Annotated in this window: 17 protein-coding genes; 10 read left to right on the top strand and 7 right to left on the bottom strand. The window is 73.3% G+C overall.

The window, feature by feature from the left end; all coding sequences use genetic code 11:
- The first annotated feature begins 471 nt into the window (after positions 1-471).
- Together ABT015_RS29215 and ptsP are read left to right on the top strand one after the other, a co-directional pair.
- Positions 472-921 (top strand): PTS sugar transporter subunit IIA, encoded by a 450-nt coding sequence (locus ABT015_RS29215; protein WP_350884283.1) that lies wholly within the window; start codon positions 472-474, stop codon positions 919-921.
- Positions 922-1,020: 99 nt separating this feature from the next.
- The gene (gene ptsP / locus ABT015_RS29210; RefSeq protein ID WP_350884281.1) at positions 1,021-2,691 is read left to right on the top strand and encodes a phosphoenolpyruvate--protein phosphotransferase; all 1,671 of its coding nucleotides are present in this window, start codon (positions 1,021-1,023) and stop codon (positions 2,689-2,691) included.
- 66 nt (positions 2,692-2,757) lie between these two features.
- Here ptsP and ABT015_RS29205 read toward each other — a convergent pair whose 3' ends face one another.
- From ABT015_RS29205 to ABT015_RS29195, 3 genes are read right to left on the bottom strand one after another with little or no spacing between them, the layout of a single operon-like run.
- Positions 2,758-4,866 (bottom strand): acetoacetate--CoA ligase, encoded by a 2,109-nt coding sequence (locus tag ABT015_RS29205; protein ID WP_502897423.1) that lies wholly within the window; start codon positions 4,864-4,866, stop codon positions 2,758-2,760.
- 46 nt (positions 4,867-4,912) lie between these two features.
- Complete coding sequence (locus ABT015_RS29200) at positions 4,913-5,485, bottom strand: NUDIX domain-containing protein (RefSeq protein WP_350884277.1); 573 nt, start codon at positions 5,483-5,485, stop codon at positions 4,913-4,915.
- Between the two features lie 33 nt (positions 5,486-5,518).
- Positions 5,519-6,421, bottom strand: a complete 903-nt coding sequence (locus tag ABT015_RS29195) for an NUDIX hydrolase (protein WP_350884275.1) — start codon at positions 6,419-6,421, stop codon at positions 5,519-5,521.
- 161 nt (positions 6,422-6,582) lie between these two features.
- On the opposite strand from ABT015_RS29195, the gene mmuM reads away from it, so the two are divergent.
- The 5 genes from mmuM to ABT015_RS29170 all read left to right on the top strand — a co-directional run bounded on the left by mmuM (position 6,583) and on the right by ABT015_RS29170 (position 12,898).
- Positions 6,583-7,527, top strand: a complete 945-nt coding sequence (gene mmuM / locus ABT015_RS29190) for a homocysteine S-methyltransferase (protein ID WP_350884273.1) — start codon at positions 6,583-6,585, stop codon at positions 7,525-7,527.
- Positions 7,528-7,732: 205 nt separating this feature from the next.
- Positions 7,733-8,497 carry an IclR family transcriptional regulator gene (locus ABT015_RS29185; protein WP_350884271.1) on the top strand — a complete coding sequence of 255 codons (765 nt, stop codon included), beginning with the start codon at positions 7,733-7,735 and terminating at the stop codon, positions 8,495-8,497.
- 279 nt (positions 8,498-8,776) lie between these two features.
- Positions 8,777-9,514, top strand: coding sequence for an MIP/aquaporin family protein (locus tag ABT015_RS29180; RefSeq protein WP_402455824.1), 738 nt, complete (start codon positions 8,777-8,779; stop codon positions 9,512-9,514).
- 94 nt (positions 9,515-9,608) lie between these two features.
- On the top strand, positions 9,609-11,129 hold the full coding sequence (glpK, locus tag ABT015_RS29175; RefSeq protein WP_350884267.1) for a glycerol kinase GlpK: 1,521 nt from the start codon (positions 9,609-9,611) through the stop codon (positions 11,127-11,129).
- A 173-nt stretch (positions 11,130-11,302) separates the two neighbouring features.
- On the top strand, positions 11,303-12,898 hold the full coding sequence (locus ABT015_RS29170) for a glycerol-3-phosphate dehydrogenase/oxidase (protein ID WP_350884265.1): 1,596 nt from the start codon (positions 11,303-11,305) through the stop codon (positions 12,896-12,898).
- A gap of 92 nt (positions 12,899-12,990) precedes the next feature.
- Here the strand turns inward: ABT015_RS29170 and ABT015_RS29165 are convergent, their stop codons facing one another.
- Positions 12,991-14,214 (bottom strand): metal-dependent hydrolase family protein, encoded by a 1,224-nt coding sequence (locus ABT015_RS29165; RefSeq protein ID WP_350884263.1) that lies wholly within the window; start codon positions 14,212-14,214, stop codon positions 12,991-12,993.
- A 93-nt stretch (positions 14,215-14,307) separates the two neighbouring features.
- Between ABT015_RS29165 and ABT015_RS29160 the strand changes: the two genes are divergently transcribed.
- Positions 14,308-14,928 (top strand): TetR/AcrR family transcriptional regulator, encoded by a 621-nt coding sequence (locus ABT015_RS29160; protein WP_350884261.1) that lies wholly within the window; start codon positions 14,308-14,310, stop codon positions 14,926-14,928.
- Between the two features lie 84 nt (positions 14,929-15,012).
- On the opposite strand, the gene ABT015_RS29155 is transcribed toward ABT015_RS29160, so the two are convergent.
- Positions 15,013-16,401, bottom strand: a complete 1,389-nt coding sequence (locus tag ABT015_RS29155) for a GntT/GntP/DsdX family permease (RefSeq protein ID WP_350884295.1) — start codon at positions 16,399-16,401, stop codon at positions 15,013-15,015.
- Positions 16,402-16,403: 2 nt separating this feature from the next.
- Positions 16,404-16,958: a gluconokinase gene (locus ABT015_RS29150; RefSeq protein WP_350884259.1), complete on the bottom strand. Its 555-nt coding sequence runs from the start codon at positions 16,956-16,958 to the stop codon at positions 16,404-16,406.
- A 166-nt stretch (positions 16,959-17,124) separates the two neighbouring features.
- On the opposite strand from ABT015_RS29150, the gene ABT015_RS29145 reads away from it, so the two are divergent.
- Positions 17,125-17,820, top strand: coding sequence for a FadR/GntR family transcriptional regulator (locus ABT015_RS29145; protein WP_350884257.1), 696 nt, complete (start codon positions 17,125-17,127; stop codon positions 17,818-17,820).
- Positions 17,821-17,994: 174 nt separating this feature from the next.
- Positions 17,995-18,345 (top strand): hypothetical protein, encoded by a 351-nt coding sequence (locus ABT015_RS29140; protein WP_350884255.1) that lies wholly within the window; start codon positions 17,995-17,997, stop codon positions 18,343-18,345.
- Between the two features lie 23 nt (positions 18,346-18,368).
- Here the strand turns inward: ABT015_RS29140 and ABT015_RS29135 are convergent, their stop codons facing one another.
- Positions 18,369-19,133 carry a metallophosphoesterase gene (locus ABT015_RS29135; RefSeq protein WP_350884253.1) on the bottom strand — a complete coding sequence of 255 codons (765 nt, stop codon included), beginning with the start codon at positions 19,131-19,133 and terminating at the stop codon, positions 18,369-18,371.

Raw genomic sequence — 19,133 nt, 5'->3', positions numbered from 1 at the left:
GGAACGGACACTTCCTTCGGACCGCCTTCCAGCGGGCCCTCCGGGCGCTTCGTTCTTTCGTGTTCCCAGCTTACCAGATGTTTTCCGCCCCGTTTACCGGAGGTTTTCGCATCTGAAATCTGGTGTTAACCGCCAGGTCGCGGCGACTCGGCCAACCATAGCGGGTCACCCGCCGGAGTGCGAATCGGGGCGCTCCCGGTGTCACCCGGTCGGCGGCATGATTTGTTGCTCTCGCGAGCATATACAGCAATGGTCCCGATTCGCCAAGATGCCTGTAGAGTGCGGCGCATCGACTAAGAGGACTAGACCACTAAACGGTCGGTGAGCCGCCGGACGACGAGCCGGGCTGGGCGTGGGTCTTCGCCCGGGAATGTCAACAGATGTCCGAAGTTGACATGATTTAGGCTTCAGTCGATCGTCCTGCCGCTGCTCGCGGCCGCTCGCTGTACCGCTCACTTGGGAGGCAGAACCATGACCACTGTGACGTCGCCGCTGACCGGCAAGGTCGTCGGGCTGGCCGGCGTGCCCGACCCGGTGTTCTCCGGCGCGATGGTCGGCCCCGGCACCGCGATCGACCCGGAGCGCCGGCCGACCGAGGCGGTCGCTCCGGTGGACGGCGTCGTCGTCTCCATGCACCCGCACGCGTTCGTCGTGGTGGACGCCGAGGGCCACGGTGTACTGACCCACCTGGGGATCGACACCGTGCAGCTGAACGGCGAGGGCTTCGAGCTGCTGGTCAACAAGGGCGACACGGTGACCCGCGGTCAGGCCGTCATCAAGTGGGACCCGGCCGCCGTCGAGGCCGCGGGCAAGTCGCCCATCTCGCCGATCGTGGCGCTGGAGGCGAACCCCGACTCGCTCGGCGACCTGCGGGAGGACGGCGACGCCGTCTCCGGCGAGGCCCTGTTCAGCTGGAGCTGACCTCTTACTTTGCACACACCCGCCCCGCAGGAGTTGTCGGGGCGGCCCGGCACACAGCGGTTCCCGGCGGGGCCGCTCCTCTCAGCGGAGACAGGTGACATGAAGAAGACGCTGCGCGGCGTGGGTGTCAGCCACGGGGTCGCGATCGGCCAGGTGCGGCACATGGGGACGGCGGTGCTGGAGCCCCCGGCCACCCAGATCCCGACCGAGGACGCCCCCCGCGAGCAGGCCCGTGCCCAGGCCGCCGTCGAGGCGGTCGCCGCGGACCTGATCGCCCGCGGCAACCTGGCCGGTGGCGAGGCGCAGGCCGTCCTGGAGGCCCAGGCGCTGATGGCGCAGGATCCGGAACTGATGGCCGACGTGTCCCGCCGGATCGCCGTCGGCAGCAGCGCCGAGCGCGGTGTGTACGACGCCTTCGCCGCCTACCGGGCACTGCTCGCCTCCGCCGGCGACTACCTGGCCGGGCGGGTCGCCGACCTGGACGACGTCCGCAACCGCATCGTGGCCCGGCTGCTGGGCGTGCCGATGCCGGGCGTGCCGGACAGCGACGAGCCGTACGTGCTGTTCGCTCGGGACCTGGCGCCGGCCGACACCGCGCTGCTCGACCCGACGCTGGTGCTCGGCTTCGTGACCGAGGAGGGCGGGCCGACCAGCCACAGTGCCATCCTGGCGCGGGCGTTGGGCGTGCCGGCCGTGGTCGCGCTGCCCGCTGCGACGGACGTCGCCGAGGGCACCGTCGTCGCCGTGGACGGCAGCTCCGGTGACGTGCTGCTGGAGCCCTCGCAGGAGAAGCAGGACGAGCTGCGGGCGGTCGCCGCCCAGCGCAAGGCCGCGCTGGCCGCGTCCTCCGGACCGGGGCAGACCTCGGACGGGCACCGCGTGCCGCTGCTGGCCAACGTGGGCGGCCCGGCGGACGTGCCGGCCGCGCTGGAGAACGGCGCCGAGGGCGTCGGCCTGTTCCGGACCGAGTTCCTCTTCCTGGACGACTCCGCGAAGGCGCCCACCGAGGCCAAGCAGGTCGAGGCGTACCGCAAGGTGCTGGAGGCGTTCCCGGAGGGCCGGGTCGTGGTCCGGGCGCTGGACGCGGGCGCGGACAAGCCGCTGGACTTCCTCACCCCGGCCGACGAGCCGAACCCGGCGCTGGGCGTGCGCGGTCTGCGCACCCTGCTGGAGCACCCGGAGGTGCTGCGGACGCAGCTGCGGGCGCTGGCCAGGGCCGCCGAGGGCCTGCCGGTGCACCTTGAGGTGATGGCCCCGATGGTGGCCGACCGCAAGGACGCCAAGGACTTCGCCCAGGCGTGCCGCGAGGCGGGGCTGGAGGCCAAGTTCGGCGCGATGGTGGAGATCCCGTCGGCCGCGCTGCGGGCCCGGTCGATCCTCCAGGAGGTCGAGTTCCTGTCGCTGGGGACCAACGACCTCGCGCAGTACACCTTCGCCGCCGACCGTCAGGTCGGCGCGCTGGCCCGGCTGCAGGACCCGTGGCAGCCGGCGCTGCTGGACCTGATCGCCGCGGCCGCCGAGGCGGCGCAGGCGACCGGCAAGAGCTGCGGCGTCTGCGGTGAGGCGGCCGCCGACCCGCTGCTGGCCGTGGTGCTGACCGGTCTGGGCGTCACCAGCCTCTCGATGGGCTCGGCCTCGATCCCCTACGTGCGGTCGACGCTGGCCAAGTACACGCTGGCGCAGTGCCGCCGGGCGGCGGAGGCGGCCCGGGCGACGGACAGCGCCGAGGAGGCGCGGGCCGCCGCGCAGCAGGTGCTGTCGGGCGAGTAGGACAGGCGAACAGCAGGAAGGGGTGCTCCCACCGGGTCGGTGGGAGCACCCCTTCGGCGTTTCCGGTCAGGCGGGGCTCTGCCGGTCGCGGCGGAGCCGCTCGAAGAAGCGCAGGTGGTCGATGTCGTCGACGGAGCCGGGGTTGACGGCCTGCTCCAGCGGGGTGCCGGAGAGGATCCGCTTGACCGGGACCTCGATGCGCTTGCCGGTGAGGGTGTGCGGGAGGCCGCGCACCGCGATGACCTCGTCGGGGACGTGGCGCGGGGAGAGCTCGGTGCGCAGCGAGGTGCGGATGCGGCCGATCAGCCCCTCGCCGAGCTCGGCGCCGGGGGCGAGGACGACGAACAGCGGCATCCAGTAGCCGCCGTCGGGCTCCTCCAGGCCGATGACCAGGGATTCGGCGATCTCGGGAAGGCGCTCGACGACCTCGTAGATGTCCGAGGAGCCCATCCGGACGCCCTGGCGGTTGAGCGTGGAGTCGGAGCGGCCGTGGATGACGACGGTGCCGCGGGAGGTGACGGTGATCCAGTCGCCGTGGCGCCAGACGCCGGGGTACACGTCGAAGTAGCTGTCGTGGTACCGGGTGCCCTCGGGGTCGTTCCAGAAGCCGGTGGGCATCGACGGGATGGGCTTGGTGACGACGAGTTCGCCGACGGTGTCGGTGTGCGGGTGGCCCTGGACGTCCCAGGACTCGACGGCGGCGCCGAGGCAGGGGGCCTGGATCTCGCCGAGGTGGACGGGCAGGGTGGGGACGCCGCCGACGAAGCAGGAGCAGACGTCGGTGCCGCCGCTGACGGAGGCGAGCCAGACGTCCTCCTTGACCTCCTCGTAGATCCAGCGGAAGCCGTCGGGCGGGAGCGGGGAGCCGGTGGTGCCGATGCAGCGGACGGCGGAGAGGTCGAGGTCGCGGCCGGGGTGCAGCTCGGCCTTCCGGCTGGCGATCACGTAGGCGGCGGAGGTGCCGAGGACGGTGGCGCGGGTGCGGGCGGCGACCGACCAGAGGGCGCCGGTGTCGGGGTGGCCCGGGCTGCCGTCGTAGGTGACGATCGTGGCCCCGACCAGGAGGCCGGCCAGCAGGAAGTTCCACATCATCCAGCCGGTGGAGGTGTACCAGAGGAAGCGGTCCCGGGGGCCGAGGTCGAGGTGGAGGCCGGCCTGCTTGAGGTGTTCGAGCAGGATGCCGCCCTGGCTCTGGACGATGGCCTTGGGCAGGCCGGTGGTACCGGAGGAGTAGAGCACCCAGAGCGGGTGGTCGAAGGGGACGGCCTCGTAGACCGGCTCGACGTCGTCGGCGACCAGGTCGTCCCAGTACAGGGCGCCCTCGGGGGCGGGGGCGCCGAGCAGCGGGACGTGGACGACGGTGCGCAGGGTGGGGAGTTCGCGGCGCAGTTCGGCGACGACCTCGGTGCGGTCGTGGTCCTTGCCACCGTAGTGGTAGCCGTCGACGGCGAAGAGGACGGCGGGTTCGATCTGCTGGAGGCGGTCCAGGACGCTGCGGGCGCCGAAGTCGGGGGCGCAGCTCGTCCAGATCGCACCGACGGCGGCGGTGGCGAGGAGGGCGACGGCGGCCTGCGGGATGTTGGGCAGGTAGGCGCTGACGCGGTCGCCGGGGCCGATGCCCCGGGCGCGCAGGGCGGCGGCCAACGAGCCGACCTGGCGGCGCAGTTCGGACCAGGTGAGGACGGCCGGCTGCTCGGTGGTCTCGTCGAGGTGCAGGACGGCCGGGCGGTCGGCGTTGGCCGGGTCCTCGGCGGCGCGCAGGGCGTGTTCGGCGTAGTTGAGGCGGGCGCCGGGGAACCAGCGGGCGCCGGGCATGGCGGGGTCGGCGAGGACGGCCTCGGGGGCCTGGGTGAAGCGGACGTCGAACCACTGGGTGATCGCGGTCCAGAAGCGATCGAGGTCGGCGGTGGACCAGGCGTGCAGGTCGGCGTAGCGCTGGGCGGCCTGCTGGTCGTCGGCGGCCGGGGCGAGCGGGGCGGCCGGGGCGCCGTGGTGTTCGGCGGCCCAGGCCTGGAAGGCCACCAGGCTGGTGGCTGCGGCGCGAGCGGGGTTGGGGCGCCAGAGCGGTTGGTCCTGGGGTGGGGTGCTCACGGTGGTGGTCTCCCGGCCGGTGGTGGGGACGGGAGTGCTTGTGGCAGGCCCGTCCGGTTGGGCTGTCGGTGCAGACCATGCCATGCGAGCGGCCGCTGCGCCAGGGTCCGCCCGGTGGGTGCCGGGCCGGTCAGCGGCCGGAGATCCCGCCGCTGGACTCGCCGCCGAACTCGCCGCCGAACCAGGAGCGGGAGACCCGGGTGTGGAAGGGGAAGGCGAGCGGGGTGTCGGGGGCGGCGAGCTGCCAGCCGTCGGTCTCGTCGGTGGGGCGCGAGGGCGGGAGGGCGGCGAGCGGGCGGGCCGGGAGCAGGCCGAAGAGGCAGAGGAAGCCGCCCCTGGCGTCGGAGTCGGTGGCGACCAGGGTGATGTCGGCGGCGTCGGCCAGGATGCCGGTCTCCTCGCACAGTTCGCGCACGCACGCCTGCTGCCAGCTCTCTCCGTAGTCCACGTAACCGCCGGGGAAGGCGAGTTCGCCGTAGCCGGGCTCGATGGTGCGGCGGATGACGACGAGGGTGGGGTCGGCGTCGGGGCGGGTGACCGGGAGGAGGGTGACCACGACGGGCAGCGGGTTGCGGTAGCTGATCTCGGCGCAGCCGGGACAGGTGCGGGGCCAGCGGTCCGTGCCGACCGGGTAGGGCGTGCCGCAGAAGTGGCAGTGGGAGAACGGCTGGTTGACCGTGCGTGTCGGGTCGTCAGTGGTCATGGCCGGATGGTAGCCGGGTGCGCGCGGCTGCCGTCAGCGGAGCTCGCCGTCGCGGGTGGGGCGGAGCAGGGCGGGGTGCAGGAGGCTGGCGTCGCCGGCGTGGTAGGTGCGGGCCCGGGGGCCGCCGCGGGCGCCGCCGCGGGCGGTGGTGGCGCCGGTGCTCTCGACGAAGCCGGGGACGGAGAGGACCTTGCGGTGGAAGTTGCCGGGGTGGAGCTTCTCGTCCCAGACGGCCTCGTAGACGGCGCGCAGGTCGGGGATGGTGAAGTCGTAGGGCAGGAAGGCGGTGGCGAGCGGGCTGTACTCGAGTTTGGCCCGGACGCGGTCGAGGCCGTCGGCGAGGATGCGCGCGTGGTCGAAGGCGAGCGTGCGGGAGGACTGGCCGGTGGGCCCGCCGACACCACCCCCGTGGGTGTCGGCGGGCGCACCGGCGGTTCCGGGTCGGCCGCAGGGCCGTGTGCCCAGGTCGAGGTCGGCGACGGGGTGCCAGGTGGCGGCTGCGGCGTCCGTGCCGGCCTGCGGGTCGGGCAGGTCGGGGGCGAAGGCGAGGTAGGCGACGGAGACGACGTGCATGCGCGGATCTCGCTCGGGGGCGCCGTAGGTGCCGAGCTGTTCGAGGTGGACGCGGCAGAGCGCGGCCTCGACCTCGGAGCCGCCGAGCAGGCCGGTCTCCTCGGCGAGTTCGCGGGCGGCGGCCTCGTCCAGGCTCTCCTCTCCGGCGCGCAGGAAGCCGCCGGGCAGGGCCCAGCAGCCCTGGTGGGGCGGGGCGCCGCGCTGGACGAGCAGGACGTGCAGGCCGCCGTGGCGCAAGGTCAGGGCGACCACGTCGACGGTGACGGCGATCGGGGCGTAGGCGCGCGGGTCGTAGGCGGCGAGCCACTCCTGCTCGCTCGCGGGCGTGGTCGAGGGCGGGGTGGACGGGTCGTCCGCTTCCATCACCGGCTCCTCTCCGCGCTTGCCGCCGTACGGGGTGCTGTCGTTCTCCGGCTGAGCACAACGTAGCGATTCCGTTCCCCAGCGGCAAATGGTTTTCCGGGTCCGCGGGGGAGCCCGGCTTCTAGGCTGTGACCAGGAACGACCGCGCCCGAGGAGGCCCCATGCCCACTGCTCCCCCGCCGGACTTCGCCGCGGCGCTGGCGACCGGTCCGCTGGTGCTGGACGGCGGGATGTCGAACCAGCTGGCGGCGGCCGGGCACGAGCTCCTCGACGAGCTGTGGTCGGCGCGGCTGCTGGCGGACGCGCCGGAGGCGGTGGTGGCGGCGCACCGGGCGTACTTCGCGGCCGGGGCGGACGTCGCCATCACGGCGAGCTACCAGGCGAGCTTCGAGGGCTTCGCCCGGCGCGGAACGGGCCGGGCCCAGGCCTCGCGGCTGCTGGCGCGCAGCGTGGAGTTGGCCCGGGAGGCGGCGCGGGCCGAGCCGGGCGGGCGGCGGCGCTGGGTGGCGGCGTCGGTGGGGCCGTACGGGGCGGTGCTGGCGGACGGCTCGGAGTACCGGGGCCGGTACGGGCTGAGCACCGCGGAGCTGGTGGCCTTCCACCGGCCGCGCCTGGAGGCGCTGGCGGCGGCCGGGCCGGACGTGCTGGCGCTGGAGACCGTGCCGGACGCGGACGAGGCGCGGGCGCTGCTGGAGCTGGTGCGCGGGCTGGGCGTACCGGCCTGGCTGTCGTTCAGCGTGGCGGGCGACCGGACCAGGGCGGGCCAGCCGCTGGCGGAGGCGTTCGCGCTGGCGGCCGGGGTGGACGAGGTGCTGGCGGTGGGCGTGAACTGCTGCACCCCGCAGGACGCGGACCGGGCGGTGGCGCTGGCGGCCGAGGTGACCGGCAAGCCGGTGGTGGTGTACCCGAACAGCGGGGAGGAGTGGGACGCCGCGCGCCGGGACTGGCGCGGCGAGCCGACGTTCCGCTCGGCCCGGGTAGGCGGCTGGCTGGCGGGCGGCGCACGGCTGGTGGGCGGCTGCTGCCGGGTGGGGCCGGACGGGATCGCCGCGCTGGCGGCGGAGGTCGCGGTGCGGCGGGGGCGCTCCGGCGGCATCGAGGAGTGAGGGACGTCGGCGGGCGAGGGACATCCGGGGGTGAGGGACGTCCGGGGGTGAGCGGCGCAGGCGGGTCGGCGAGCGGCGGAGGTTAACAAACGGCCGAGCGCGGGTTACCGAGGGGGAAGGTGCACGGACCGGCGACGGCCTGGCAGACTCGTCCCGTTACCACTGCGGTCGACAATGTCGACCGCCTGTCAGCGCGGAGGTCCCCATGCCCGGCCCGATCCAGTCGCTCTCCCGGGCCGCCGCGATCTTGCGCCTGCTGGCCGGCGGTGAGCGCCGCCTGGGCCTGTCCGAGGTCGCGACGTCGCTGGACCTCGCCAAGGGCACCGCGCACGGCATCCTGCGCACGCTCCAGCAGGAGGGGTTCGTCGAGCAGGACGCGGAGAGCGGCAAGTACCAGCTGGGCGCCGAACTGCTGCGGCTGGGGCAGAGCTACCTGGACGTGCACGAGCTGCGGGCGCGGGCGCTGGTCTGGGCGGACGACCTGGCCCGGGCGGCCGGCGAGACCGTCTACCTGGGGGTGCTGCACCAGCAGGGCGTGCTGGTCGTGCACCACGTCTTCCGGCCGGACGACACCCGGCAGGTGCTGGAGGTCGGCTCGATGCAGCCGCTGCACAGCACCGCGCTGGGCAAGGTGCTGCTGGCCTACGACCCGGTCGCGCGCGGCGAGTTGGGCGACGGGCCGTACGAGTCGTACACCCTGCGCACGCTGACCGAGGCGGCCGACGTGGACGCCGAGTGCGCGCTGATCCGCGAGCGCGGCTGGACGGACTCGATCGAGGAGACCTGGGAGGGCGTGGCCTCGATCGGCGCGCTGATCCAGGACCGGCGGCGCAACCCGGTGGGCGCGGTGTGCATCAGCGGCCCGGTGGAGCGGGTCTGCGAGGACGGCTTCGTGAAGCCGTCGCTGGTGGCCTCGGTGCGCAGCGCGGCACGGGCGATCTCCCGCGATCTGGGCGCCGGGCGCTTCTGAAACCCGAGGCCGCACCGGCGGCCACATCGTCACGCTGAGGCGCGGACGGGCATCGGCCTGTCCGCGCCTTGGCGTTTTGACCCGGTTTGTCCCGCTCCGCTGGGTAACTTCGGGGGAAGGGTCACAGCTCCGTAACCCTGCCTTGACGTGAGGGCAACCAGGGGAGGAAGCTTCCGCATAACGGTCGACATTGTCGAACGATGGCCGGGAAGATCACTCCCCCGATGCGCTCACCCGCACAACGATCGGCCGGCCGCCCCCACCCCACCTCCGGGCCATATGGACAAGGGAGTCTTTGTGTCCGCGTTCTCCAACGGCGACGTCTTCGTCGGCGAAACCCTCGGCACCGCCGCCCTGATACTTCTCGGTGGCGGCGTCTGCGCCGCCGTGACCCTCAAGAAGTCGAAGGCCCTCAACGCCGGCTGGCTGGCGATCACCTTCGGCTGGGGCTTCGCGGTCCTGATCGCCGCGTACATCTCGGCTCCGAAGTCCGGCGCCCACCTCAACCCGGCCGTCACCGTCGCGCTCGCCATCAAGAGCGGAGACTGGAGCCAGGTGCCGCTCTACCTCGGCTCCCAGCTCATCGGCGCGATGATCGGCGCCGTGCTGGTCTGGCTCACCTACCTCGGCCAGTTCCAGGCCAACGAGGAGCCCACCCTCGGCATCTTCTCGACCGGGCCCGAGATCCGGAACCCGATCCAGAACGTCGTCACCGAGGTCATCGGCACCTTCATCCTCTGCATGGCGATCCTCACCCTCGGCAAGAACGACGGTCTGGCCGCGGGCGGCCTCAGCACCCTGATCGTGGCCCTCACGGTCGTCGGCATCGGCCTCTCGCTGGGTGGCCCCACCGGCTACGCGATCAACCCGGTCCGCGACCTCGGCCCGCGCATCGTGCACTCGCTGCTGCCCATCCCGAACAAGGGCGGCTCCGACTGGTCGTACGCCTGGGTGCCGGTCGTCGGCCCGCTGATCGGCGGCGCACTGGCCGGCGGTCTGTACAACGCGATGTTCTGACGGGCCGGGTTCGAACCCGCCGAGCACGGGGACCGACCACTGTGTCGGGCCCACCCACCCCGTAACCCCCGAATCCCGAGCCGAGGACCCTCTGATGACCTCCACTGGCAACTACATCGCCGCGATCGACCAGGGCACCACCTCCAGCCGTTGCATCATCTTCGGCGCCGACGGCCGGATCGTCGCCGTCGACCAGCAGGAGCACCGGCAGATCTTCCCGCAGCCCGGCTACGTCGAGCACGACGCCGCCGAGATCTGGACCCGGGTGCAGTCGGTCGTCCGCGGCGCGCTGGAGAAGGCCGGCCTGACCAAGGACGACATCCGCGCGATCGGCATCACCAACCAGCGCGAGACCACCGTCCTGTGGGACAAGAACACCGGCGAGCCGGTCCACAACGCGCTCGTGTGGCAGGACACCCGCACCGAGGGCCTCTGCCGCGAGCTCGGCCGCAACGTCGGCCAGGACCGCTTCCGCCGCGAGACCGGCCTCCCGCTCGCCAGCTACTTCGCCGGCCCGAAGATCCGCTGGCTGCTGGACAACGTCGAGGGCCTGCGCGAGCGCGCCGAGGCCGGCGACATCCTGTTCGGCACCATGGACACCTGGGTGATCTGGAACCTCACCGGCGGTGTCGACGGCGGCAAGCACGTCACCGACGTCACCAACGCCAGCCGCACCATGCTGATGAACCTGCACACCCTGCAGTGGGACGACAAGATCGCCGAGTCGATGGGCGTGCCGATGGCCGTCCTGCCGGAGATCCGCTCCTCCGCCGAGGTCTACGGCGAGGCCGTCGGCGACCTGGCCGGCGTCCCGGTCGCCTCCGCGCTCGGCGACCAGCAGGCCGCGCTGTTCGGCCAGACCTGCTTCGACGAGGGCGAGGCCAAGTCCACCTACGGCACCGGCACCTTCCTGCTGCTCAACACCGGCGAGAAGATCGTCAACTCGTACCACGGCCTGCTGACCACCGTCGGCTACCGGATCGGCGACCAGGCCCCGGTCTACGCCCTGGAAGGCTCGATCGCCGTCACCGGCTCGCTCGTCCAGTGGCTGCGCGACCAGCTCGGCATCATCTCCACCGCCGCCGAGATCGAGACCCTCGCCAACACCGTCGAGGACAACGGCGGCGCCTACTTCGTCCCGGCCTTCTCCGGCCTGTTCGCCCCGTACTGGCGCTCCGACGCCCGCGGCGTGATCGCCGGCCTGACCCGGTACGTCACCAAGGGCCACCTGGCCCGGGCTGTCCTGGAGGCCACCGCCTGGCAGACCCGCGAGGTCGTCGACGCCATGCAGAAGGACTCCGGCGTCGAGCTCACCGCCCTCAAGGTCGACGGCGGCATGACCAGCAACAACCTGCTCATGCAGAACATCGCCGACGTCCTGGACGCCCCGGTCGAGCGCCCGTACGTGGCCGAGACCACCGCCCTCGGCGCCGCCTACGCCGCCGGACTCGCCGTCGGCTTCTGGACCGACCTCGACACCCTGCGCGCCAACTGGCACCGCGCCGCCGAATGGACCCCGCGCATGGACGAGGCCACTCGGGAGCGCGAGTACAAGAAGTGGCTCAAGGCCGTGGAGCGCACCATGGGCTGGGTGGAGGAAGAAGAGATCGACTGACCGACAAGCCGGTCGGGGCCCCGAGCCCCGGCCGGCCGCCCGCCGTTCCGGCAGCGGGTGTCACCGCGTTTCACCGGCCCGCCGCACCGGGCCGACCGGCCTCTCAGCAGAGGCCGCACCGCACACGAGAGGAGTAACGGCGCCGCCTGACCCGCGCGCCGTACACAACCACCATGGCAACCATCCCGACCCTGGGCGCCGAGCGCACCGCCGGCCGCACCGCCTCCCGCGCCGAGACCCGTGAGCTGCTCGGCAAGGCCACCTACGACCTGCTGGTGATCGGGGGCGGCATCCTCGGCACGGCCGTCGCCTGGACCGCCTCCCAGGCCGGACTCAAGGTCGCCATGGTCGACGGCGGCGACTTCGCCGGCGCCACCTCCAGCGCCTCCTCCAAGCTCGTCCACGGCGGTCTGCGCTACCTGCAGACCGGCGCGGTCAAGCTCGTCGCCGAGAACCACAAGGAGCGCCGCGCGCTCGCCACCGACGTCGCACCGCACCTGGTCAACCCGCTGACCTTCTTCGTGCCCGTCTACAAGGGCGGCCCGCACAGCGCGCCCAAGCTCGGCGCCGGCGTCTTCCTGTACTCCGCGCTGTCCGCCTTCCGCGACGGCATGGGCCGGGTCTCCACCGCCGCGCACGCCGCCCAGCAGGTGCCCGCGCTGCGCACCGAGGGCCTGCGCTCGGTGGCCGTCTACGGCGACCACCAGATGAACGACTCGCGCGTCGCCGTGATGACCGTGCGCGCCGCCGTCGACGCCGGCGCCGTGGTGCTCAACCACGCCGAGGTCACCGGCCTGCGCTTCACCGCCGGCCGGGTCACCGGCGCCGAGCTGCGCGACCGCCTGGACGGCACCGAGTTCGGCATCGACGCCCGCCTGGTGCTCAACGCCACCGGCCCGTGGGTGGACCACCTGCGCAAGATGGAGGACGCCGGCGCCGCGCCGTCGATCCGCCTCTCCAAGGGCGCGCACGTCGTCGTCAAGCGCCGCTCGCCGTGGCGCGCCGCGCTGACCATCCCGATCGACAAGTACCGCGTCTCCTTCGCCATCCCGTGGGAGGACCACGTCCTGCTCGGCACCACCGACGAGGAGTACACCGGCGACCCGAAGGACGTCCGGGCCACCGAGGCGGACATCGACCAGATCATGGGCGAGGCCGCGCACGCGATCCGCGACGAGCACCTCGACCGCGACCTGATCACCTACTCCTTCGCCGGCCTGCGGGTGCTGCCCGGCGGCCCGGGCGACACCGCCGCCGCCAAGCGCGAGACGGTCGTCACCGAGGGCAAGGGCGGCATGCTGTCGGTCGCCGGCGGCAAGTGGACCACCTACCGCCACATCGGCCGCACCGTGCTGGAGAAGCTGGCTCACGTGCCCGGCACCAGCCTCGGCGAGGACATGTCCCCGATCGCGGCGACCGTGCCGCTGCCGGGCGTCGGCGCGCCGAACGCCGTCGCGCACCGGCTGCTGATCGACCGCGACCCGGGCTCCCGGATGGAGCCGCTGGTGGCCAAGCACCTGGCCAGCCACTACGGCACGCTGTCCTTCGAGATCGCCCGCATGATCGACGAGAACCCGGAGCTGGGCCGGCCGATCCACGAGGACGGCCCGGACGTCTGGGCGCAGGTCGCCTACGCGGCCGAGAGCGAGTGGGCGTACACGGCGGACGACGTGCTGCGGCGCCGCACCACGATGACCGTGCGCGGGCTGGACACGCCGGAGATCCGGGACGAGGTCGAGGCCTTCCTCGCGAAGCGCGGGACCAAGTAGGCGCAGCCGAGCAGGCGCGGCGTCGCCGAGGGCGGGCACCCGGGTTCTCCGGGTGCCCGCCCTTCGTGCGCCCGGCTCGCCCAGTCGGCCGCTCAGACCGGCGTGCCCGCCTTGATGACGTGGCGGAGGTGGCGGTCGGGGCGGGTGAGGACGGTGAGGTCAGCCAGCGGGTCACCGTCGACGAGGAGGAGGTCGGCGTGGGCGCCCGGGGCGAGGGTGCCGATCCGGCCCTCCAGGCCGAGCAGGCGGGCGGCGGTCGTGGTGGCCGAGCGGAGCACGTCGGCGGCGGGCTGGACCTGGCCGCGGATCGTGAACTCCTCCAACTGGGCCGGGTGGAGGGGGCCGAGCAGGTCGCTGCCGTAGACCAGGTTGACGCCCGCACGGTGGGCGCGTTCGAGGGCGGCCAAGCCCTGGTCGCGGACCTCGGCGAGCTTGCCGAGGGAGGCCGCCGGGAGGCCGGAGCGGGCGCCGAGCTTCGCGGTCTGCTCGTAGGCGACGAGGGTGGGGACCAGGAAGGCGTCCTTCTCCAGGAGCAGCGCGATCGTGCCGTCGTCCAGCAGGTTGCCGTGCTCGACGCAGCGCACCCCGGCGCGCAGGGCGCGGTCGATGGCGCGCGGGTGGTAGGCGTGCACGGTGACGTAGCGGTTGTGGTTCTCGGCCTCCTCGACGGCCGCGCGGATCTCCTCCTCGCTGTACTGGACGGCGGCGATCTCGTCGTGCGGGGAGGCGACGCCGCCGGAGAGCAGCACCTTGAGGTGCCGGGCGCCCTTGCGGAACTCGTCCCGGGCGGCGGCGCGGACGGCGTCCACGCCGTCCGCGATCCGGCCGAAGTTCGGGCGGGACTCGCAGCACGGCAGGGCGTCGTCGCCGAGCGGGCGCAGGTCTCCGTGGCCGCCGGTCTGGGAGAGCGCCTTGCCGCCGTGGAGCAGGCGGGGGCCGAGTGCGAGGCCCTCGTCCAGGGCGCGGGCCATGCCGTGGTCGGCGCCGCCGACGTCACGGACGGTGGTGAAGCCGCGGCGCAGCATGCGTTCGGCCTCGGCGAGGGCGCGGACGGTCGCGTAGCCGGGGGTCCAGTCGGCGACATCGTGCGGGTCGAGGGTGGTGACCAGCAGGTGGACGTGGGCGTCGATCAGGCCGGGCAGGACGGTGGCGCCGCCGGCATCGAGGACCTGGACGCCGTCGCCCGCGGCGGTCGGGCGGCCGGTGCCGGTGGCGGCGATCCGGCCGTCGGCGGTCTCCAGCCAGCCGGGCTCCTCGGTGCGGGTGCCGTCCTCGGGGTGGAGCAGGTGGGCGTTGGTGATCAGCAGTCGGTTCATGACGCTGGTCCCCCTCCGGTTCGGTACGGGATGGATTCAGTACGAGCCGTACTGAATACGTCCCGTACTGAATACACCATGTATCGTGCTTCTGTGAACCCGCCCCCGGCCGATGCCGCCCCCGCCCGACCGCCCCGCCGCCGCGTCCACACCCGGGCCCGGCTGCTCGCGGCGGCGGGCGAACTGTTCCTCGCCGTCGGCTTCGCGCGGACCAGCATCGAGGACGTCTGCGCCGCCGCCGGATACACCCGCGGCGCCTTCTACTCGAACTTCGCCGGCAAGGAGGACCTGCTGCTGGCGCTCTTCGACGACCAGGCGGCCGACCGGATGGCCGAACTGGCGAAGCTGGCCGGCGCCGGCGAGGCACTGGCACCGCAGGAACGGGCCCGGCTACTGGTCGAGGCGCTGCTGAGGGTCGAGCCGGCCGAGACCGGGTGGATCCTGCTGTTCCTGGAGTTCCGGCTGCTCGCCGCCCGCAGCGAGGGGCTGGCCGAGCGGGTCGCCGAGCACGACCGTGCGGTCGCGCAGGCGCTGGCCGCCGTCCTGGAACGGGCGCTGCCCGAGCTGGTGCCGGCGGGCGCCACCGCCCGGCAGACCGCCCAGGTGATCCTGGCGGCGCGCGAGGGGCTGCTGGCCCGGACAGCGGCGGGCGGCGCGGCCGCGGAGGACCTGCTGGACGCGACGGCGGCCGTGCTGTCGGGGCTGCTGGGCTGAGCCCCGGTCCGTCGGACACGCCCGAGGGGCGACACCCGTACGGGTGCCGCCCCTCGGCGGATGTCGGCGGCGGCGCCGAGCGCCCTAGATGATCAGGCTGAGCGGCATGATCAGGGCGATCGCGACGACCGAGATCACCGTCTCCATCACCGACCAGGACTTCAGCGTCTGCCCGACGCTCATCCCGAAGTACTCCTTCACCAGCCAGAAGCCGGCGTCGTTGACGTGCGACAGGAAGAGCGAGCCGGCGCCGATCGCCAGGACCAGCAGGGCCGCGTGGGTGGAGGACATGTCCGCGGCGAGCGGGGCGACGATCCCGGCGGCGGTGATGGTGGCGACCGTCGCCGAGCCGGTGGCCAGGCGGATCAGCACCGCGATCAGCCAGCCGAGCAGCAGCGCCGAAATGTGCCACTTGCCGGACCACTCGCTCACCGCGTTGCCGACGCCCACGTCGATCAGGGTCTGCTTGAAGCCACCGCCGGCGCCGACGATGAACACGATGCCGGCGATCGGGCCGAGCGACTTGCCGACAGTGTCGGAGATCCGCGCCTTGTCGAAGCCGGCCGCCTTGCCCAGGGTCAGCATGCCGAGCAGGGTCGCGGCGAGCAGCGCGATCAGCGGCGAACCGATGAAGTCGAACACCCGCTGGCCCAGAGCCTTCGGGTTGTCGATCACCACGTCGGTCAGGGCCTTGCCGAGCATCAGCACGACCGGCAGCAGGATGGTCGCCAGCACCGCGCCGAAGGACGGGGTGTGCTCGGGCTTGGCGCTCTCCTCGGGGGCGGTGGCCTTCGGGATCTCCAGCGGGCCGACCCAGCGCTCGGCCAGCCGGGAGAACAGCGGGCCTGCCACGATCAGGGTGGGCACGGCGATCAGCAGGCCGAGCGCCAGGGTGATGCCGAGGTCCGCCTTCAGGGCGTCGACGGCGACCAGCGGGCCCGGGTGCGGGGGCACCAGGCCGTGCAGCACGGACAGGCCGGCCAGCGCGGGGATGCCGATCCGCATCAGCGGCACGTTGCCGCGGCGGGCGACCAGCAGCACGATCGGGATCAGCAGGACGACGCCGACCTCGAAGAACAGCGGCAGGCCGAGGACGGCGGCGATCAGCGCCATCGCCCAGGGCAGCGCCCTGTTGCCCGACCGGGCCAGCACGGTGTCCGCGATGATGTTGGCGCCGCCGGAGTCGGCGAGCAGCTTGCCGAGCATCGCGCCCAGCCCGATCAGCAGGCCGACGCCGGCCACGGTGGAGCCGAAGCCCGTGGAGAAGCTGTTGAGCAGCTTGTCGAACGGGGCGCCCGCGACGGCGGCCAGCAGGCCGGAGCCGAGCGTGAGGGCGAGGAAGGGATGCAGCTTCAGCTTGGTGATCAGTAGGACGATCACACCGATGCTGAGCAGGACCGCGATCAGCAGCTGGGAGTCGCTGCTGGTGTGCGGCAGGGCCGGTGGGGCGGCCGCGAGCAGAGTGGGGGCAATACTCACGCGAGGTCTCCATTGACCGGCCGCAGCAGCGCCACGGCCATCTCGACGAGTTCTTCGGGGGACGGACCGACGTCCAGGACGGCGCCGCGCTCGTGCGCGCCCAGAGGTTCCAGGGCGGCGTACTGCGAGTCGAGCAGCGACGGCGGCATGAAGTGGCCGGTGCGGTGGGCGAGCCGGTCCTCGACCAGCTCGTGACCGCCACTGAGGTGCAGGAAGTAGGCGCCCGGGCAGGCCGCGCGCAGGGTGTCGCGGTAGCGGTGCTTCAGCGCCGAGCAGGTGACCACGCCGCCGGTGCCGTCCTCGGCCCGCTCCTTGAGCCAGGCGCCGAGGGCGCGCAGCCAGGGGGCGCGGTCCTCGTCGTCCAGCGGGATGCCGGCCGACATCTTGGCGATGTTGGCCGCCGGGTGGAAGTCGTCCGCCTCCGCGTAGGGGAGGTCGAGGCGTTCGGCCAGCAGGCGGGCCAGGGTGGTCTTGCCGACACCGGAGACGCCCATCACCACGATGGTGAGAGGGGTGTCCGGGAGGTCGTGGTTCTCGACGCTGAGAGCCATGGGTGGTGCTCCTTCGTTGCCTGGCCGCCACTATCGCCTCAAAGATATGACGTATTCAAGTAGCGGAAACCAAATCGTCATACTTTTGGGCTGTGGGGTAGATCGCAGGGCGCGAGACCCGGTACGCGCCGGTGGTGGCGGCGGGGCGGGCGTCTACGCTGGGCGGATGGAGATCCAGGGGCTGCCCGGCCGGCTGCTTGACGAGCTCGGGCCGGCGATCGCGTCGGGGGAGATCCCCGAGGGCGCGGTGCTGCGCGGCGAGGAGCTGGAGGAGCGGTTCGGGGTGTCCCGGACGGTCGTCCGGGAGGCGGTGCGGATCCTGGAGGGGATGCGCCTGGTGGCGTCCCGGCGACGGGTCGGGATCACCGTGCAGCCCAGGTCGCTCTGGGACGTCTTCGACCCGCTGGTGATCCGCTGGCGACTGGCCGGCGCGGACCGCTCGGCCCAGCTGCGCTCGCTCGGCTCGCTGCGAGTGGCCGTCGAACCGGCCGCGGCCGCGCTCGCCGCGGTGCACGCGAGCGACGACGACCGGCGCCGACTCGGATCGCTGGCCGTGGAGTTGACCGTCTCGGCGCGGGCCGCCGACCTCGCCACCTTCCTCCGGCACGACATCGACTTCCACGCCACCGTGCTGCGCGCCTCCGGCAACGAGATGTTCGCCCACCTCGGCGACACCGTGGGGGCGGTGCTCACCGGGCGGACCGAGTACCATCTGATGCCCCATCAGCCGGAGCCGTACGCGATCCGGCTGCACCGCGAAGTCGCCGACGCGATCTGCGCGGGGGACGCCGTCCAGGCCGAGCAGGCCATGCGGACGATCGTGGCGGGCGCCCTGGAGGAGCTCAACCTGCAGTTGGGCTGACCTCCCCCGGCGGCGGGCCGCCCGCTGCCGGCTGCCCGGATCACGCGCTTTGACGGCAGTTCGGTGGATTCGGACGCATAGTCCTGGTTCGACGGGGCAGAGTGAGGCAAGGGGGCGCGTTTCGCGTGCGCCCGTCCCGTGTCCGCCACCGAGTCCGCGCCTGGGGGTCGATCGATGTCCGTGCCACGCCGCCGTCGCCGCCTGCCCGACGAGGTGCGCGCCGCCGCTGTCCGGGCGGTGCTCTGCCTGTCCTTCACACTGGTCGGCGTGGTCGTCGCCACGCTCGCCTCGTACGCGGACAGTTGGCTGATGACACCGGCGCTGATGGCGATGGGGCTCGGGGTGTTCGGCACGATGTGGTGCCTGCTGGAGATCCTGATCTCGCGTCAGGTCGCCGCCCAGCGGCAGCGCGCGCCCGGCTCCGCGCACCCGATGGCGGGCAGCCGGGCGCCCGACCCGCTGGCCGCCCGGCCGCTCCCCCGGCCCGGCGGGCCGCAGCGCCAGCCGCGACTGCCGGCCGCGTAGGACGCCCGCGGCCGGCGCCGCCGTCAGTCCTCCGGCACGGCCCGGTAGTGGGTGGTGAGCCGGCCCGTGTCGTCCAGGACGTGGAAGGCGAGCATCGGCGGCTGGGTGAAGGAGATGCCGGGCCCGCCCTCGCAGGGCAGCGTGACGGTGGAGACCACCCCCGGGGCGACCAGCAGGGGCAGCCCGGCGAAGATGGTGGCGGCGCCGGTGTGGGAGTGGCCGCAGAGCAGGCCGGCCACCCGGGGGTGCCGGGCCAGCACCGCGCCGAGCGCCTCCTCCCCGAACTGGCGGATCGGGTCGACGTTCGGCAGGTGCAGGACGGCCGGCGGGTGGTGGAAGGCCACCAGCGCGGGCAGGTCGGCGCGGCCGCCCGCCAGTTCGGCGTCCAGCCAGGCCAGCGTCTCCTCGTCCAGCAGGCCGTCGTCGCGGCCCGGGATCGAGGAGTCCAGCATCAGCACGTCGGCGCCGGGCAGTCGGTGCAGCCGGTTGACCGGGCCGTCCGCGGGGGCCTCGCCGAGCAGCGCCTCCCGGTAGGGCGCCCGGCGGTCGTGGTTGCCGGGGCAAGTGAGCACCGGGTACCGGCAGTCCAGCACCTTGGCCACCTGCTCGTACTCGGCGGGCAGGCCGTGGTCGGCGAGGTCCCCGGTGACGAGCACGGCGTCCAGCGGACCGGGCAGGGCGTCGAGGTACGCCATCACCTGCCCGGCCCGCCGCAGGGCGCGGCCGCCGCCGTCCTGGCGGTGCTCCTGCCCGAGGTGGATGTCACTGAAGTGCGCGATCGTCAGCAT

Origin of the sequence: Kitasatospora sp. NPDC094016 (genome assembly GCF_040304045.1) — a bacterium.
Lineage (GTDB): Bacteria > Actinomycetota > Actinomycetes > Streptomycetales > Streptomycetaceae > Kitasatospora.
This window is presented reverse-complemented; position numbering and strand designations above follow the sequence as displayed.